Raw genomic sequence first — 18,425 nt, forward strand, 5'->3', positions numbered from 1 at the left:
TTCTGTATCTTATTCTAGAATTTAATCAATAGCTTTTCGGCCATTAATTTATCCTCTTTATAGTATTCAAAGAACCATTCTCCGTTCTTTTTCAACACAATTCCATTAGAAGTCCCATTATCAGCAATAAAATAATCCTGAACAGAAGTTCTGGATAACGTTAAAACTTTTTTCGGTGTAGTATCTATCAATTGATATCCGTTAGTTGTTGGCTGAGCATACAAAGTTCCCGCTGGCTGGGTTGCTATTGCTGTACCCGTTAAAATTTTTGCAGCAGGCTGACCTGCAGCAGCAGCAACTGCTGTACTTGAAGGTATACTTGCCGAAGCAACAGCTACTGGTGTTGTAACCACCGCCTGCTCTTGTACATTGGTAGTTCCATTATAAGCATACTGAATCTCATCCAGTGAAGTAAATGCATCTCTTAGAGCAAGATTATAAGACGTTTTAAATTCTTTCTCTCTGCTCTTTCCTTCCTTGCTTTTAAAAATTATGTTTCCTTTGCAATCTTTCAGCAGCAGTGTAAGATTGGTAGTAAACATTCCGTTTTTTTCCAATACTTCAACCTGCAGCGCACTGCATTTATTATTAGCAATTTCAGTAGGCAATTCAGAATTATCAAAATAAGGTGTAAAACCTTTATCTTGTAAAAGGTATTTGGTCAGCGTATTTAATCTATACTGATCATTCTCTTTAAGGAAACTGAATTTTTCCGGTACTAACACGTATTTGTAGTTATTAACCGAAGTCTGTGCAGAGCCAGAAAAAGAAATAAATAAAAGAAATAACACAATGTATCTTTTCATATTAATATTGATTTTATAAGAAATTCAGGGAGTAATAAGTATCCCTTACAGGACCCTAAGATATGAATATAGTTTTTATTGTTTCAAGCCTAAGAAAGCCCGCATTCAATTTAAAATCATTTTATCACTTCTCTGAATGAAATTATGAATTTTGGTGATAATATTGCAGTAGTCAATCAAATCAAACAGAAGAATGGAAGCGAAAGAAATATTAAAGCAGCATATCGCCAAAACTGCCACACTAACTGACGAACAGTTCGATTACTTTTTTTCACATTTCAAGCCGTTGTCATACAAAAAAGGCCAGATCGTTATCAGTGCCGGTGAAAAAGTAGATCACGAATATTTTGTTATTTCCGGCTGCCTCAAAGCCTTCTTCATCAATGATGAGATCAAAATGTACATCCTTCAATTTGCCATGCCAACCTGGTGGACTTCTGACTACGGGGCCTTATATAATCAGACAGATGCAACCATTAGCGTAGATTGTATAACCGATGCAGAGATACTTTGTCTTTCCAATCATGACCGTGAAAAAATATGTAATGAACTCCACCAGGCAGAGCATTTTTTTAGATGGAGAACCAATAGAGGGTACCTCGCTTCACAAAAGAGATTACTATCCTTTATGAATAACGACACCAAAGTACGTTATGAAGAATTACTATCCTTATACCCGCAACTTTATAACCTTGTTCCAAAACATCTCATAGCTGCCTACCTTGGCGTTTCGCGGGAAACACTCAGCAGGCTCTATAATGCCCATAAATAAGCTTCAGCCGAATGTGATATACATCACGTAACCAGCCGGAATTTCCTGCCGTCCTTTGCTGTGTCAAATCATCAGCGATTGACAATATAAACGAATGGAAATGAAAAAATTTAAAGTTGCTGATACGCAGAGCAGCATCGGCTGGACCGGAAAAAAAGTAACCGGCGCACATTATGGTACCATATCCATCAATAATGGTACACTTATACTGAATGACAATAAACTCAGTGGTGGAAACTTTATTATTGATACAACCTCTATAAAAATAGTTGATATTACTGACCCGGCCACTAATGCACAATTTGCGGGCCACCTGTTTTCTGAGGACTTCTTTGCTTCGGAAAGTTTTCCTGAGGCCATATTTACAATTACTGGTTCTGATCAGGTTAGTACGTTAAGCTATTCGATTACAGGGGACTTAACAATTAAAGGCATCACGCATTCAATAAGTTTTCCTGCAGACGTAGTTATAACAGAAGGTGTGATTACCGCCACTGGTAAAATCGTGGTTGACCGTACCAAATACGACATGAAATTCCGCTCCGGTAATTTTTTCACCAATCTTGGCGATACACTCATTTATAATGAATTTGAACTGGATGTGAAATTAACTGCATTAGCAGCCCTTTAATCTATAGCCATGCCATATGTAAAAATAGAGGTGACACGCGAAGGTGTTACCAGGGAGCAAAAACAATCCCTGATTGCAGGAATAACAGAATTAATCACAGAAGTATTAGATAAAGACCCTAAACTAACCCATGTCGTCATCCAGGAAATTGAGCTCGATGACTGGGGTTATGCCGGTGAACAGGTATCTGTGCTCCGTGAAAAAGGAATAACAGCTAAAAGATAATTATTAATAATATTTTAAATCAAGATCATGAAAACACAAACTGTAATCGTAACAGGCGCATCAACAGGTATTGGTAAAGCTATCGCAGGTTTATTTCTGCAACAAGGATATAATGTAGTCATTAACTCAGCCAATCAGGATAATTTAGAGGAAACCTTTAACGAATTAGGCAATCACGAGCGCTTAGCGATGATAACCGGAGACATTAGCAATCCGGCAACAGGACAATTACTTGTTGATACTGCCTTAACCCGCTTTGGCACTGTCGACGTATTGATAAATAATGCTGGAATATTTGAGCCAAAACCCTTCTTAGATGTTGATGAGGCACATCTCGACCGTTTTTTAAACATTAACCTGAAAGGCACTTATTTTACAAGCCAGTCGGCTATCAGACAGATGCTGAAACAAGAAGGAGGTTCAATCATTAATATTGGCACTGTGCTGGTAGATCATGCAATTGGTGGATTTCCTGCTACTGCGCCTATTTCAAGTAAAGGTGGTATCCATGCATTAACCAAACAGCTGGCTGCAGAATTTGGCCTTAACAATATCCGCGTCAATGGTATCGCCCCCGGAATTATAAGAAGTCCTCTTCAAGCTAAAACTGGTGTCAGCGATGCGGATAGCTTAGCCGGGCTTCATCTACTGAACCGCATTGGTGAAACTACCGATGTTGCTGCACTGGCTCTTTACCTGGCAGAAAGCAACTTTGTAACTGGTGAGATTATTAACCTGGATGGAGGTCATGTCTCAGGCCATCATATCGGATAACGACAAAAAAATGGAAAATAATTATACAGATAATGCGGCGGCTATAGCAGCCGTATTATCTACTTACTTTCAAAGCGTTTTCATAGGGGATACAGCAAGTCTCAGAAAAATCTTTCATCCACAGGCTCTGGTAACCGGTGATATTAAAGGAGTACCATATTTTAAGGCTCTCGATCAATATCTTGATGGTGTTCAAAACCGCAAAAGCCCATTTGAATTGAATGAACCATTTCAAATGGAAATATTAGCTATAGAAATTATCAATTCTATAGCAATTGCCAAAACACATTTGCCAATGCTTGGTTTTAATTATTATGATCTGCTTTCTCTGAATAAAATTAACGGGGAATGGATTATAATTAATAAATTACTAACGCATGTAAATCTTTAAATAATGTGGCATAAAACTAAGATAAGCGAACTTTTAGGTATCAGTTACCCTATATTGTCAGGTCCCATGGGAGGAGGTTTTTCAACTCCTGAACTTTTAGCTGCCGTATCAAATGCAGGTGGATTAGGGAGTTTTGGTGCATATACCCTTAATCCTGAAGAGATATTTGAAGCAAATAAAATTATAAAGACAAAAACAGATAAACCTTACAATATCAATCTATGGGTATCTGACGTAGATAAATCTTTAATTGATTATCCTGCTGAAAACCTTGAAAAAGTAAAACAGTTGTTAAAGCCTTATTTTGATGAATTAAGTATTCCCCTTCCAGATCTGGATACGCATATCCCCTCAAGGTTTTTAAAACAGGTTGAAACCATTTTTGAGATCAAACCGGCTGTATTCAGCTTTATATTTGGTATACCGGCAAAGGAAATACTTGATGAGTGCCGCAGGCTTGGTATTAAAACCGTTGGAGCTGCAACCACACTTGACGAGGCTTTAGCACTTGAAGAAGCAAACGTTGACGCCATAGTTGCTGCAGGCTTTGAGGCCGGAGGGCACAGACCTTCATTTCTACGCCCGGCACAGGATTCATTAACAGGGACATTTGCCTTGATCCAGCAGCTGAAATCCAACATAAAAACCCCTGTTATCGCGGCAGGAGGTATCGCTGACGCTAAGGGTATTGCCGCTGCATTAACTTTAGGCGCAGATGCAGTGCAGTTAGGAACAGCATTTTTAGTCACAGATGAATCAAATGCAACCCCTATTCATAAAGCAAAAATACTTTCCGGGGAATCCAGATATACTGTACTTTCTAAATCTATGACTGGCAGAATGGGCAGACTGATCCGAAACCGTATTTCGGAAGAAATTAAATATGAAACTGAAGTACTTCCTTTTCCCTTGCAAACGCGTTTAATGGGCCCTTTAAGAGCAGCAGCACTTGCTCAGGGAAAAACAGATCTGATTAATTTTTGGTCCGGACAAAATGCAGTGAGTTTAAAACACACCAGCGCAACTGAACTTATGCAAGCGCTGATCGCTGATACAAATGCTATATTTAATGATGTCCGTTAACAGAAAATCTGGAAAAGCAGATGTTAATATCTGCTTTTCCAGATTTAAAACAATGATTAAAAAACGCTGTCTTTAACTGTCAGCTTCTTCAGCGCCGGAAATTAGTGCATGGTCACTTGCAGACTTGAGCTGCGCATTCTGGAGTTTTGCACGGATAGACCATCCGCTGAATACATAGATCACACTAATTACCAGGTATATCCAAACCGGGATATTTTTCCCTGCAATGATTAAATAGAGGTAAGGCAGACTGTAGCCTAAAGCAGCAAACAACAAAGGCAGCAGGACCGACTTTTTTTTTCTTAATTTTTTGATGGCCTGACCTATAAAAGTAAGAAACAGAATTTTGCTTAACAAGTACAGAACACCAAATAACCAGGGATTAACCTGATGCAAATAAGCCTGATGAAACAGGTAATCTTTTATAGTGATAAATAGTGCCATGAATTTTATCAAAAATGGGTGATGCTTTTTCTATTAGTCGAAACTTCACATTAATCCTTACAAAGAAAATCAAATTAGATAAAGAGAAAGAATCATATAAAACAAAAGAGCCCTTCATTCACTAAAAGAGTTAATTCAACAGGCTTTTCTAATCAGGTTCTAATGTTGTGGTCACGATTTCGTCAAATGCTTCCCGAAATCACGAAATTTGTTTAGCGTAATCTCCGCAATAATATATTTGCGGCCAGATGGTAGCCGTTTTTAGATATAAAATTGTGATTTGCTTATTCAGTATGGTGTTGTTTTTGGCTTTTGGCTTTAAAGCAACAGTTTCCATTGGTAAATGGTCGGCTTTTTATCTGACAATGGAAGACGAGTCCCTAACTGATGCAGAAAAGAATACAAAGAAGGAGAAATCTGATAGATCCGCAAAAAAAATGTGGTATTTGGAATCGACAGAAACGGATCAGCTTTGGTCAAAAATTTCCATAGCTACGGAAGCCCACAATAAAGTCTATCTATTGGCTAAACTCTCAGAGCCCCATATCGCAATATCCACTGAGCCGCCCGAAAATGCGGCAGACTTTCTACACGTATAAAATACGGGTAGGTAATCCTATTTTTCCTGACACTTAAATTTTAAAGCCTATCATGAGCAAAAAACATGATGTGCCAGCGCTTAGGCCCTGGCAACGCCTGGTTGGAATACTCCATTTTGAGCGATCCACCATTAATTACATATTTTTTTATGCGGTATTGATCGGATTGCTAGGATTGACCCTGCCTTTAGGTACAACAGCAATCTTCAATTTGCTGAGCAATGGTTCAATGTACAGTTCTACCTATATTTTAATCGGGGTAGTGCTGATTGGCATATTGATCGGTGGTCTGCTGCTCATTGGCCAGTTAACCCTTGTTGAGCTTGTCGAGCAAAAGATATTCGCAAGAACCGCCCTGGAGTTTGCGTACCGTTTGCCACGTATCAAAAAGTCTGAATTATCCGGAGAATATCCACCGGAACTGGTAAACCGTTTCTTTGATATCCTGACGATCCAAAAGGGACTTGCCAAATTAGTCGTAGAAATGATATCCTCAGCGGTGCTGATTTTTTTCAGTGCTATTCTACTATCATTTTACCACCCGGTGTATATGGCCTTCGGAATCTTTATTACATTGGTACTGGCTATTGTGGTCGCACTTTACTATAAAGACGCTGTGCGGACTAGTATAGAGGAATCCGGGCATAAATACGAGGTCGTAGCTTACTTAGAAGATGTAGCGGCAAACCTGGATCATTACCGTGGCAACAAAAGCAGAATGAAGGAGGCGATGGAAAAGACAGATGATATCACTTCCAGATACCTCAAAGCGCGTACTGGTCACTTCAGGGTTTTACGTAAATTTTTTGCCAGTTCTATAATCATACGGGCGGTACTGATGGGCGCCCTGCTTTTGATGGGCTCTTATTTTGTCATTGACAGGCAAATGACCTTCGGTCAGTTTGTGGCGGCCGAAGTGATTGTTGTTCAGATCAGCTATGCGGTAGAAAAACTAATGACCAATATGAATACAGTATTCGATATGGTAACCAGTGCAGAAAAGCTGGCGGTAGTAACCGATCTGGATCTGGAAGACGGACAGGAGGTAAACCATGGGTAATCATCGTCAGGTAAACCACCAGGCCAATTGGGAAAACCTTGGAGATAAGACCAGTCGGTCTTTACTGCGCATGCGTAAAGTACTCGTATTAGAAAGGATTATGCTCGTTGCTTTTTTACTTTCGCTTGGTATTTTATTTCTGCCATGGCGGCAAACTATTCCGGGTAAGGGTACTGTTACCGCTTTAAGACCCCAGGATAGACCTCAGACCATTCAAAATCAAATTGGAGGCCGGATAGAACGCTGGCATGTTAGTGAAGGGCAAAAGGTACGGCAAGGCGATACCATATTGCTGATATCAGAGATTAGTCAATCTTACTTTGATACTGAGCTTCCGCTTAGATTGAAGGAGCAGCTAAAAGCAAAGCAAGGTAGCGAAGCAGCAGCAAGACAAAAAAAGCGCGCTACTGAAGATCAAATCGGCGCTCTTGGCCGCGGATTAAACTTTCAGCTGGTAACCGCAGAAAATAAAGTAAAACAGAGTATGAACTATGTTCAAAGCGACAGTGCCGACCTACAGGCCCTGCGTCAGTTCTATCGCGTCAGTCAATCCCGTTTAGCGCGTTACGAACAAGGATTTAAAGATGGCCTGTTTTCTCTTACTGATATCGAGACCCGTCGTCTGAATGTGCAGAATGATCATGCGAAGCTTATTGCGCAGGAGAATAAGCTGAACAGTTCGAAACAGTCGATGCTTAATGCACAGATCGAATTAGATAACATCAGAGCTAAATACCAGGAATCTCTGGCTAAGGCACAATCTGATATGGGAACTGCCCTATCGGGAGAGGCAAGCGCCCAGGGCGATATCGCAAAATTACGCAACGAGATTGCAAGTATTGATTTTCGCAGAGGTTTGTATGTCGTTCGTGCACCTCAGGACGGGTATGTGATTAAAACCATGAAAGCCGGGATTGGTGAGCTTATTAAAGAAGGGGAATCGGTAGCTACACTGCAACCTGAAAATCCTTTGGTAGCGGCAGAAATTTACGTGAATGCAATGGATGTACCGCTAATGCAAGAAGGAAGTGAGGTTCGTTTACAATTTGTGGGATGGCCCTCGGTACAGTTTTCTGGCTGGCCTTCGGTAGCTGTGGGTACATTTGCCGGCAGGGTATTTTCAATAGATAGAATGATTAGCGCAAATGGTACTTACCGCGTACTGGTTAAACAGATGGTTCCGGTTCCTCAGACTGATGAGCCATGGCCAATTCAGCTTAGACAGGGATCAGGGGTATTTGGCAGGGTCATTTTAAATTCTGTACCAGTTTGGTACGAGATATGGCGACAATTAAATGGTTTTCCTCCAAGTCTGGAGAGAGAACCAAAAAGTATTGGTAATCAGGGTAAATAGAGACATTTATGAAGTTGTTATTAATCTTAATTATATCGTTATCCGGTTTGCTGAGCTCCCGTGCACAATCGCAAACTGATACTGCCGATATATTTATGTTACAGGATCTGGAGGTAATGGTATTTCGTAATCATCCTATAGTTAAGCAGGCAGCGCTGCTGAGTGAATCAGCACGCGCAAATGTGATGCAATCGCTTGGCTATTTCGATCCTAAAATCAAGGCTGGTTTCGACAGCAAGATGTTTGGTAATAAGACATATTATAATCGCTGGGTGAGCGAACTGAAAGTACCGCTCTGGCTTGCTGGTGCGGATCTTAAAATAGGATACGACCGTAATGTTGGCGATTATGTAAACCCGGAAACACATACTTCTACAGCTGGTTTAGCGGGTATTGGCCTCAGTATTCCTTTGGGGCAGGGTTTGTTGATAGATAGCAGAAGAAATACCCTAAGGCAGGCAAAGATTATGGTCAGCTATGCAGAAGCCGAACGTGTAAAGCAGATCAATGCCATTTGGTATAGTATTGTTAAGGACTACTGGAACTGGTATTTCTTTTATAATCAGTTTCAACTGATCAATGAAGGACTGGAACTTGCACAGACAAGATTTAATGCAATCAGCAGGCAAACAAGCCTGGGCGATAAGGCGGCCATTGATTCGGTTGAAGCAGCTATTACAGTGCAGGATCGAATGATCCAGTATGAAAAGATGAAAATAGAACTTCTAAATGCCAGGCTTACTTTATCTAACCATTTATGGAATGATGAAGCACAACCCCTGGAATTGCCCGAGAAGGCCCGCCCGCTTCATGTCATACAATTACATGATAAACCTCAAAGGCAAGTATTAGATACTTTGCTGGAATTTGCAGCAGGGAGCCACCCTGAGCTGATCAAGCTGCGTATAAAAGGAGAGCAGCTCGCCGTGGAGCGCTCTTACAGAAAAGAAATGCTGAAACCTAAACTTAATGTTAGCGGATCATTATTGTCTACCCGTAGAAATTTCAACAGCTACATTCCTGATAATTATGATTTTAAGATGGGTAATTATAAGCTCGGATTCGAATTTGCACTACCTCTTTTCCTTCGTGCAGAGCGGGGTAAGTTAAGAGAGGTGAAAATCAAGCAGCAAGAATTAGAATATGATATGCAGCGATCCAACCGTGAAATCAGGAATTCGGTACTGACCAGTTACAATCATTTAAATGCCTACAGTGAACAGCTTGCCGTCCAGGTGAAAAGCATTTCAAACCAGGAAGTACTGTTGAATGGTGAATCTTCTAAGTTTGATCTGGGTGAAAGTACATTGTTTTTGATAAACAGCCGTGAATCTAAGTTGATTGACATGAAAATCAAACGGGAAGAAATGATTTCAGGTTATCAGAAAACATTGGCAGAGCTTTATTATAAAGCGGGTAGCAGGATGTTGTTTCATTTATAGCTGGAATTCATATAGGATAATAATTGGCAGATTTCTTCAACCCGTGTTCCCGTCGCGGGTTGACACAGGGCGAAGGTCAAACTTCCAGGATGGTGCACATAAACTTTAGCTTCTACTGTGCCATTCTTCAAGTTTAAAATTGCATTTGCGGAAACCGGAGGCCCCAAATCGCAGGATTTTTCTTGTTAAATACTTGTAGAACATTTGCGTTTAGTCCAGCAATTTTGGCTGTTGAACCTGATGAAAAAGGATCAAGTCATAAACTTGTGATTTACCCGTTAAACTTCCCATAATAAATACCTTTCTACCAATGTAAGCTATTCGCGTTAAAGATTATCCTGATGCGTAAAAAATGTCCGTAATTGTCCGCAGCTGTCTGCAATTGTCCGCAATTGTCCATGGGTTAGTCAAAGGGAAAATTATAATTTCATTAATCTTCATCCGGTTATGATTTGGTTGTGCCTGAGTGGTGGTCGGTGTAACACCAGGTTGTAAACAGCCTTTAAGCATAGGAACTCTATGTCATTTCAACTAGTTGTTTTTACTTGGACTTGCCATGCTCTTACGTTACTTTAACACTGCTCTTACCCTAACGAGTACCCGGACAGTACCCGGGCAGTACCCGGCCGATATAGATTGATTATTTAGCTATTTTGAATTTATTTACTAACAGCCCGACCTTGTTTCGGCTGAGTCATTCCCATGCAAATTGAAAGCTTTCAGCGCAACTTCCAGAGGCATAAGAGCATCAGTGATATCAAAGACTTGTTTAGCGTGTCAAAAATTTATGCTTAAAAAAGAGCCTGATCCACAAGTTTATCACTTGATCCGTGAAAATGGCAATTGAAAAATTTTCCGGAAGTAGGATACTTCCTATTATGGAAATAAAAAACCCCATCCTAATAGTTAGAAATGGGGTTTTTACGTGATTTTCATTCCTGAAAATCTTTGCTCCCTCTGCTGGGCTCGAACCAGCGACCCTCTGATTAACAGTCAGATGCTCTAACCAGCTGAGCTAAGAAGGAGTGCTGGTTTTTAAAAAAAATAACGCTTTTTTTAAAAGGTTAAGCGTATTATAAAAGGCAATGCCCTCTACTTTAACAGAAAAAACCGTTCAACATGACATTGAACGGTTTTTTACCTGCTCCCTCTGCTGGGCTCGAACCAGCGACCCTCTGATTAACAGTCAGATGCTCTAACCAGCTGAGCTAAGAAGGAGTACTCTGGTTATCCGAAAACGTCTTTCTGCTTTAATAAAGAACATAAAGCTTCGTTCGTTTTGGGAATGCAATATTAGGGCTTTTAAATTATTTATGCAATATTTGTAGACAATATTTTTCAAAAAAAATTAAAAAAAAACATATGAGCCTGATAATCATAGGTAGTGTAGCATTCGATGCAATCGAAACTCCCTTCGGAAAGACTGATAAAATAGTGGGTGGAGCTGCAACTTACGCAAGTTTAGCTGCATCTTACTTCTATAAAAAGGTAAAAATAGTCGGAGTTGTAGGTGATGACTTCCATAAAAAAGACATCGACACCTTTACAGAACACGGTATTGACACTGAAGGACTGCAAATAAAAGCAGGTGAAAAATCATTCTTCTGGTCTGGAAAATATCATAATGATATGAACAGCAGAGATACTTTAATTACAGAATTGAACGTATTAGGAGACTTTGATCCGATTATCCCTGAGAGCTACCAGGACTGCGAATACCTGATGTTAGGTAATCTGAGTCCACAAGTACAGCAAACAGTCATCAAACGTCTTAAAAACAAGCCTAAATTAATCATTTTAGACACAATGAATTTCTGGATGGACATCGCCTTAGATGATTTACTGGAAACGATTAAATTGATTGATGTGTTAACTATCAATGATGAAGAAGCCCGTCAGCTTTCAGGAGAATACTCATTGGTTAAAGCAGCGAAGAAAATTCTTGCTATGGGACCTAAATACCTGATCATTAAAAAAGGTGAGCATGGTGCATTACTTTTCAATGAAGATAAAGTATTCTCTACCCCTGCTCTTCCGTTAGCAGATGTATTTGATCCAACAGGTGCAGGAGATACTTTTGCAGGTGGTTTCATTGGTTACATGGCAAAAGCCGGAACCATCAATTTTGAGACGATGAAAAATGCAATTGTCTATGGATCTGCATTAGCATCTTTCTGCGTAGAAAAATTTGGTACTGAAAAAATCGTCAACCTTACAGAAAAAGAGGTTGCTGACCGTATCCAGGAATTTGTGAACTTAAGCGCTTTCACACTTACTGAAGCCTAATTATTCAGGTCATTCCCGAAATAAATATTTATAAAAGCATCAGCCTTCGGGCTGATGCTTTTTTTATTTAAGTTTTAAGTTTCCCAATAGCAGTAAACTTTTCAAACACAGTTTCAGAATGCGGCGCATCCGCCAGTTCATCGGTAAGATCCTGCCCTGCCCAATGTTCATAATGTTTTCCATTTTTCCACAAGCGGCTCTCACTTACGTCATAGATCAAGCCCAGAAAAGCAACCCATATCTGTGGTTTATCCTGCCCGTTCCTCAGGGCAAGCTGTTGTTTGGTAAATTCCGGCAGTTCCATTAACGACGTGATCTTAATTTAAAGAATTCAAAAAGATAAACAGTCAGTAATAACATCGCCATAAAATAAAAAGGCGTTTCAAAAGGAATATTAAACTGATTAAAGCGTAATGTTTCCACGCTGTTATACTGTATTACAGGAAGGTTAACTATAACACTATAAACGATATAAAATGGAATTAAGGTAACGAGGAATGCTCTATAAAACCGGTACATAAACCTGATTTTATTCACATATTCTATATAGAGAATGAACACCAGCAATATCGAAAACGTAAACAATGTATATAATTTCTGATGACCAAAATAGAGCATCGCTATGCATACGCCAAGCATAATATTACTTAAAGCAAGACTATACTTATCATGGCTATTATCAGGAAAACGATAATTTAAAAAAAGATAGATAGCAAGACCAGATAAGGGCAGGATAAATGAAAACAGCAGCTCTTCTATAGGTAATTGCCATAAGGTCATACCACTCAGGTAAGGTGGATTAAATACGATTACTTTAAGTTGTGTCAGGAACTCTGTAGGTATAGAAAAAGCAAAAACATTAATCAGCACAGCAAGAATAATGAATTTACTATTATTGGTAAAATCGAGTTGTCTGATAGAAAATAGTAGGACAGGCAATAATAAAAGAGCCAGATTGACGAATAAATAAGTATAGTTCATTTAGCAGGATAAGTCTGAAGATCAAAAATATACTTTTGATCCCATTAAATCATTTTCTTTTTCCCGGCTGTCTCATCAAAAAAGTTGACCGCTGCATCATTGCAGCGATCAACCAAGTTTAATATTAATTAATAACCAGCATTTTGCTGTCCGGCTAAATTAATATTCGCACTAATCTCAGCCTGTGGGATCGGCGCTATTGTTTTTGGGTCTGTAGCAGTCAAACTACATCTGGTTACCGTAATTTCCAGCGGATCATTACAGAAATTTCGCTGCATAGTAATACCATTCCTCATCAGATCAAAGAAAACCTGCCCCTCGAACATTAGTTCTCTTCTTCTTTCTAATAAGATTTCTTGTAATAAAGCCGCTCCGGAAAGCCCGGAAACAGGCGCTAAACCACGATTAGTCTTAATGATATTCAAGTCAGCCAGAGCCTGGGTATCCTGACCACCAATTTTATTTTCAGCCTCAGCCCTATTTAAGATAACCTCTGATAAACGCAATACCTTAGGACTGTACATTCCCTGGGCACCGTCCTGTTGTTTATATTTATTATTCTGAAATTCTGCAGGACTATTGCTAAAAGGACTAATAAAAAGCTTATATCTGTTATCATTAGTTTTATCAAATACTGCAACAAGATCAGGAGAAACGCGTATATCACCATATCCAGGTTTCAAATAGATATTCCCAATATTATCAGACCCCTGACTTTCTGTTGGTAAAAATTTGATAGTAAAAATATCTTCAGGGGCTCCCGGTGTAGCATAATAGGTTGTCAGAGAACCTGCAGGAGTAATCACATAACCCGCACCAGTCACAGTATTAGCCTCAGCTATAGCATTTGCATTATCACCTTTGTATAAATAAACTCTGGAAAGTAATGCAGAAGCAGCATATTTACTAGCGGTTACCTTATCTGAAGCCGAAGTTGCAGCTAATAAAGTTTTCGCACTTACAAGATCATTTATAATTTGTGTATAAACCTCAGCAACAGTGTTTCTGCCTGGATAATTGCTAACGTCAGAGACTAAGACAACCGGAACTCCCAGCTGAGATCCATTTCCCTGGTTATAGGGCTTAGCAAATACCCTTACCAGATCAAAGTACCCTAAAGCCCTTACAAACTGGGCCTGACCTTTTGCCAGATCTTTTTCCGCCTGGCTGGCCTCAACTTTATCAACCTTATTAATGATATTATTAGCTCTCGCTATAGTAGAATACATAGCTGTCCATATACTGGTAATACCTGCATCATTTGCAGCATAGTTTTTCTGAAAAGTAGACAAATAACGATTACTGTTTGCTTTTGAAATATAAACGTCACTTGCACTTAAATCACCATATATATAAAGTGATCTGCCATAATAGTCTACATCCCGCATACTTGCGTACATCCCTAAAATAGCTGTATTTATTCCTTTTATTGTTCCCAGTGCAACATCTGTACCCAATGCATCTTTCGGATTTAAATCCAGCTGCTTTGTGCAGGCCGAAAAAATCACAGTGAATGCCGTTAAACCTATGATTAGAATCTTTTTCATATTATATTTTATATTATATTTTTTATAATGACACCTTTACACCCGCCGTAATACTCTTACTCACAGGGTATTTAAAAAACTCATTTGCTGTAAGTGCGCCCTCAGGATCAACACCTTTATACTTGGTAATCGTTAATAAATTTATTCCCGTTACAAAAACTTTAAGAGAGGATAATTTCATTTTCTGAGCTACAGAAGCTGGCAATGTATAACCCAGAGTTACATTTCTCAGACGCAAAAAGTCATTACTTTCAAGAAAACGTGTAGAGAGCCCGGCAGAGTTTTGATTACCACCAATAACCGGCTTTGGTCTTTCAGCATTCTGACCCGGGGTAGTCCAGAAATTCTTATCTGCATCAATAAAATAACCACCTTGCCAATTCGCTCCATCCGAGTCAATGATAGATCCGGCCTGGTTATATGCTTTTGCTCCTGTAGAAGCATAAATAGTAAAAGCAAGCTCGACTCCCTTATAACGGAATGTATTACTTAATCCATATATATATTTTGGCAACGATGTACCGCTATACTTTTTGTTTTCATTTCTGTTAGCGATCGCATAATTATTAGTTGTTGTTTTCCCGTCAGCCAGATACCACAAAGGATCGCCGTTACTCGGATCAACACCTGCCCATACTGGTAAGAACCAGGCATTAATCGGTAAACCTACTCTGGTGATTCCCAAACTGGTAATAATATCCTGATCATTAAATAGTTTGGTCACCTCATTGTTATTATAGGAGAAATTAAAATCTGTTGTCCATGAAAATCCCGATGACGATTTAATATTATCACTGCTTAAAGTTGCTTCAAATCCTTTATTGGTTAGTGAAGCTGCGTTCTTAAAGGCAGTAGTAAACCCACTCGTTCTGGAAACCGGTACTCTTAAAAGTACATCAGTTGATTTTCTATTGTAGAAGTCAAAAGTACCTCTTAAACGACCTTTTAAGATTGCAACCTCCAATCCCACATCAAACTGCTTATTTTTCTCCCAGGTCAGATTCTCATTGCCCGGCGTTGAAGGACCGCTACCACCTACACCATTGTAAGTAATATTTTTATAGGTATAAAGTGGTTGCGCCAGATAATTGCTATTTTCAATATTAGGGACAGAAGCTACCCCTGATGTTCCAAAACTTGAACGAAGACGCAGGTCAGAAAAAAGATGCTGTGTTTTCATGAAATCCTCATCAATAATTTTCCAGGAACCGCCTATCGAATAAAAATTAGCATACCTGTTGTTTTTACCAAATCGTGAAGATCCATCTCTTCTAATAGACCCTGTCAGTGAATATTTACTATCAAAAGTATAATTAACCTGCCCTAAATAAGATAAAAATGAATATTCAGATTGCCCGCCACCAACAGCATTCGGCGTACCAAAGGTACCTAGTTCCTGTAACCTCGGATCTGAACTTCCAAGCGCATCTGCATAAAAATTAGAAGAATTATATCTCTGATATTCTGTTAAAATCATATACCCTAATTCATGACGGGTATCTTTTAAACGGAAATTACCATAAATAGAGGACTGAGAAGTAAATGTATAGACATTAGTCTGGGTTTGGGTTAACTCACCACTTTTAGCAGGTGTAGCGCCAAGACCATTACCAGTTGTCGGGTCAAGATAATTCTTAAGTGCAGCATTAATCAAGTCAATACCTATGGTCTGTTTTACATTTAACCAGTCTTTAATCTTAACTTCAGCATAACCATTTCCCAAGCCCCTGAATTGCTTCATTTTAGTATAATTCAGTGGATTAGAGTACAGGAAATTATCCGAAAAGTTACCTCCGTACTCAGGTTCTGAACCTGTAAAAAGAGAACCGTCCGGTTTATAAGGATAAACATGTAAAGGGCTGTTTGCCATAGATCCATAAAGCGGACTTGAATAATAACCACCCCCATCAGCATTAAGTGCATTAGAAAAAGATGTATTCAGGGACATTCCCACCTTCAGCCAGCTTTTAGCTTTACTATCTACATTCAGATTAGCATTTATCCTTTTAAAGCCAGAGTTTATAACAGTTCCATCCTGATCAAAGTATCCCAATGATATCGCGTGAGTAGTTTTCTCATTTCCACCACTAATTGACAAATCATAAGCTTTTGTAGATCCATGTCTATATGCAGCTTTAACCCAGTCAAACGTTTTATCTAATAAAGATGCAGGATAAGCTGCATCGATTTCTGCGGGAGTACTACCATTTACAGCCAATACAGACCTTTCGTAATCATAAACCTGTTTACCATCCATCATTTTCCATTTACCGAAGCTAGGTCTGACTGTACCCATCTGTGCACTGAAATTAATAACAGATTCACCTGCTTTACCTCTTTTAGTTGTGATCACAATCACACCATTACCACCTCTTGAACCATACAAGGCCAGAGCAGATGCATCTTTTAAGACTGTCACACTTTCCAGATCATTAGGATTTAAATTGGACAAGATATCATTGCTCTGAGCTATCTGGTTGTAGTCATTAGCAAATTGTCCTGTTTCAACAATAACTCCATCTATTACATAAAGTGGTGAAGCAGAGGCTGAAATAGAACCAACCCCCCTAACCCTCACATTGGATTGTGCTCCAGGCTGGCCCGAAGTACTCAGAACAGTCACGCCTGCAGCTTTACCCTGAAGAATATCATTTACATTTGTCAGTGGAACGTCCTGAATATCTTTAGCCTTAATTAATGACGAAGATATCGCCGACTTTCCTTTTACCTGATTACCATAACCAGTAATAATGACTTCAGACAAGCCTTTTACGTCCGAAACCAGTTGAAGATTCAAAAGACCGGAACTGCCAGCTATCTTAGTCTGCGGGAGATAACCTATAAATGAAAATACAATTTCCGATGTAGCGGATGGAATGACCAGAGAATATCTGCCGCTTGAATTAGTAAAAGTGCCTTTTCCAGACCCTTTAATTTTGACAGAAACACCTGGTAAAGGCAATCCATCTTCCTGACCTGTAATTGTACCTGTAATAGTTCGTTCTTGCGCCATCGCTGATACAGCGAGAAACATGAGTAAAAACAAACTCAGTAGAAGTTTTTTCATAAATAATTGTTTTAGTTAATTGATAACCCAATTTACTAAAACAATTTACTGAACAGCAGACTCCTAACAGGAATTATTTTATCAATTCATTAAATCTGTATTTCTGGTGAAATAAGCTTATTTTACATTGAATTAACAAGGAAAAACAGCATGTAACATTTATGATATTATAACTTTTTACTTTTCCATAAAAAACATATAGCTTTCCCAGAAAAGATCAAGATCTCATAAAAAAAGCTGTTGTTTTCTTAAACAACAGCTTTTAGATAAAAAAAACAGTTTGTTAAACGATCTCTGTTCCTAAAATTTCTTTAGAATATGTTTTAAGATATTTTTTTAATATCTGACGTGCTACGTGAATCCTGGTTTTTACTGTTCCAATTGGGATATCAAGTATATCAGCTATTTCATGATACTTATAACCTTCAAAATATTTAATAAAAGGGATATAGTATTCCGGCTGTAATGTTGCCAGAGCTTTATTGATATCCCCGATAATAAATTTACTGTCTATTGTATTTTTTGTGGCACTGTAATGCAGGTTGGCTGATGAAATATCCTCGGATTTTGTAATTAAAGCATTTGTTTTAACCAAACGTCTGTAATTATTAATAAAGGTGTTTTTCATAATAGTAAACAACCAGCCTTTTAGATTTGTACCTTCTTTAAATTTGCTGTAATAGGTAACCGCTTTCAGCATTGTATCCTGAACCAGGTCGTTTGCGTCTTCAATATCTTTAGTAAAATTTAAAGCGAATGACTGTAAGGAAACCGAGTGGTTGTGAAGCTGAAGGTTGAATTCATTTTTTGTCATAGTGTTTAAGTTTTAAGGTTAAAAAAGCAAGCAAACAAGACCTTTTAAAAGTGGCGTTATCGAGTTTGTTTAATCTTGTATATTAACACTTATACAACATATGTACCAAAAAAACAATTCATGGTTAAACACATAGATTTGTATGTTTA

The 18,425-nt window shown here is 38.8% G+C and carries 18 protein-coding genes and 2 tRNA genes; 11 read left to right on the forward strand and 9 right to left on the reverse strand.

The window, feature by feature from the left end; genetic code table 11:
• Positions 1-14: 14 nt before the first annotated feature.
• Entirely contained in the window at positions 15-806 is a 792-nt protein-coding gene (locus tag HDE68_RS11335) for a hypothetical protein (RefSeq protein WP_183881954.1), read from the reverse strand.
• Positions 807-999: 193 nt separating this feature from the next.
• Between HDE68_RS11335 and HDE68_RS11340 the strand changes: the two genes are divergently transcribed.
• The 6 genes from HDE68_RS11340 to HDE68_RS11365 all read left to right on the forward strand — a co-directional run bounded on the left by HDE68_RS11340 (position 1,000) and on the right by HDE68_RS11365 (position 4,682).
• Positions 1,000-1,578 (forward strand): Crp/Fnr family transcriptional regulator, encoded by a 579-nt coding sequence (locus HDE68_RS11340; protein ID WP_183881956.1) that lies wholly within the window; start codon positions 1,000-1,002, stop codon positions 1,576-1,578.
• A 100-nt stretch (positions 1,579-1,678) separates the two neighbouring features.
• Complete coding sequence (locus HDE68_RS11345) at positions 1,679-2,209, forward strand: YceI family protein (RefSeq protein WP_221300715.1); 531 nt, start codon at positions 1,679-1,681, stop codon at positions 2,207-2,209.
• A 9-nt stretch (positions 2,210-2,218) separates the two neighbouring features.
• Positions 2,219-2,434 (forward strand): tautomerase family protein, encoded by a 216-nt coding sequence (locus HDE68_RS11350; protein WP_183881960.1) that lies wholly within the window; start codon positions 2,219-2,221, stop codon positions 2,432-2,434.
• Positions 2,435-2,461: 27 nt separating this feature from the next.
• Complete coding sequence (locus HDE68_RS11355) at positions 2,462-3,208, forward strand: SDR family NAD(P)-dependent oxidoreductase (RefSeq protein WP_183881962.1); 747 nt, start codon at positions 2,462-2,464, stop codon at positions 3,206-3,208.
• 10 nt (positions 3,209-3,218) lie between these two features.
• Complete coding sequence (locus HDE68_RS11360) at positions 3,219-3,599, forward strand: nuclear transport factor 2 family protein (protein ID WP_183881965.1); 381 nt, start codon at positions 3,219-3,221, stop codon at positions 3,597-3,599.
• Between the two features lie 3 nt (positions 3,600-3,602).
• Positions 3,603-4,682, forward strand: coding sequence for an NAD(P)H-dependent flavin oxidoreductase (locus tag HDE68_RS11365; RefSeq protein WP_183881967.1), 1,080 nt, complete (start codon positions 3,603-3,605; stop codon positions 4,680-4,682).
• A gap of 72 nt (positions 4,683-4,754) precedes the next feature.
• On the opposite strand, the gene HDE68_RS11370 is transcribed toward HDE68_RS11365, so the two are convergent.
• Positions 4,755-5,126, reverse strand: a complete 372-nt coding sequence (locus tag HDE68_RS11370; protein WP_183881969.1) for a hypothetical protein — start codon at positions 5,124-5,126, stop codon at positions 4,755-4,757.
• A 275-nt stretch (positions 5,127-5,401) separates the two neighbouring features.
• Between HDE68_RS11370 and HDE68_RS11375 the strand changes: the two genes are divergently transcribed.
• The 4 genes from HDE68_RS11375 to HDE68_RS11390 are packed head-to-tail and all read left to right on the forward strand — an operon-like array spanning position 5,402 to position 9,581.
• The gene (locus tag HDE68_RS11375) at positions 5,402-5,725 is read left to right on the forward strand and encodes a hypothetical protein (protein WP_183881971.1); all 324 of its coding nucleotides are present in this window, start codon (positions 5,402-5,404) and stop codon (positions 5,723-5,725) included.
• A gap of 52 nt (positions 5,726-5,777) precedes the next feature.
• Complete coding sequence (locus HDE68_RS11380) at positions 5,778-6,785, forward strand: ABC transporter ATP-binding protein (protein ID WP_183881973.1); 1,008 nt, start codon at positions 5,778-5,780, stop codon at positions 6,783-6,785.
• Complete coding sequence (locus HDE68_RS11385) at positions 6,778-8,139, forward strand: HlyD family secretion protein (protein ID WP_183881975.1); 1,362 nt, start codon at positions 6,778-6,780, stop codon at positions 8,137-8,139. The genes HDE68_RS11380 and HDE68_RS11385 overlap by 8 nt, the downstream gene beginning before the upstream one ends.
• Positions 8,140-8,147: 8 nt before the next feature.
• On the forward strand, positions 8,148-9,581 hold the full coding sequence (locus tag HDE68_RS11390) for a TolC family protein (RefSeq protein WP_183881977.1): 1,434 nt from the start codon (positions 8,148-8,150) through the stop codon (positions 9,579-9,581).
• A 951-nt stretch (positions 9,582-10,532) separates the two neighbouring features.
• Here HDE68_RS11390 and HDE68_RS11395 read toward each other — a convergent pair.
• Together HDE68_RS11395 and HDE68_RS11400 are read right to left on the reverse strand one after the other, a co-directional pair.
• Positions 10,533-10,606: transfer RNA gene (locus tag HDE68_RS11395), tRNA-Asn, on the reverse strand.
• 119 nt (positions 10,607-10,725) lie between these two features.
• Positions 10,726-10,799: transfer RNA gene (locus HDE68_RS11400), tRNA-Asn, on the reverse strand.
• A 144-nt stretch (positions 10,800-10,943) separates the two neighbouring features.
• On the opposite strand from HDE68_RS11400, the gene HDE68_RS11405 reads away from it, so the two are divergent.
• The gene (locus tag HDE68_RS11405; protein ID WP_183881979.1) at positions 10,944-11,867 is read left to right on the forward strand and encodes a PfkB family carbohydrate kinase; all 924 of its coding nucleotides are present in this window, start codon (positions 10,944-10,946) and stop codon (positions 11,865-11,867) included.
• Positions 11,868-11,934: 67 nt separating this feature from the next.
• On the opposite strand, the gene HDE68_RS11410 is transcribed toward HDE68_RS11405, so the two are convergent.
• From HDE68_RS11410 to HDE68_RS11430, 5 genes are all read right to left on the reverse strand, one after another.
• On the reverse strand, positions 11,935-12,171 hold the full coding sequence (locus HDE68_RS11410) for a cytochrome b5 domain-containing protein (protein ID WP_183881982.1): 237 nt from the start codon (positions 12,169-12,171) through the stop codon (positions 11,935-11,937).
• On the reverse strand, positions 12,171-12,848 hold the full coding sequence (locus HDE68_RS11415; protein ID WP_183881984.1) for a lycopene cyclase domain-containing protein: 678 nt from the start codon (positions 12,846-12,848) through the stop codon (positions 12,171-12,173). The genes HDE68_RS11410 and HDE68_RS11415 overlap by 1 nt, the downstream gene beginning before the upstream one ends.
• A gap of 128 nt (positions 12,849-12,976) precedes the next feature.
• On the reverse strand, positions 12,977-14,395 hold the full coding sequence (locus tag HDE68_RS11420; RefSeq protein ID WP_183881986.1) for a RagB/SusD family nutrient uptake outer membrane protein: 1,419 nt from the start codon (positions 14,393-14,395) through the stop codon (positions 12,977-12,979).
• 22 nt (positions 14,396-14,417) lie between these two features.
• Complete coding sequence (locus HDE68_RS11425) at positions 14,418-17,462, reverse strand: SusC/RagA family TonB-linked outer membrane protein (protein ID WP_183881988.1); 3,045 nt, start codon at positions 17,460-17,462, stop codon at positions 14,418-14,420.
• Positions 17,463-17,745: 283 nt separating this feature from the next.
• Positions 17,746-18,276 (reverse strand): RNA polymerase sigma factor, encoded by a 531-nt coding sequence (locus HDE68_RS11430; RefSeq protein WP_183881990.1) that lies wholly within the window; start codon positions 18,274-18,276, stop codon positions 17,746-17,748.
• Positions 18,277-18,425: the final 149 nt, after the last annotated feature.

The sequence above is a fragment of the Pedobacter cryoconitis genome (assembly GCF_014200605.1).
GTDB classification, from domain to species: domain Bacteria; phylum Bacteroidota; class Bacteroidia; order Sphingobacteriales; family Sphingobacteriaceae; genus Pedobacter; species Pedobacter cryoconitis_B.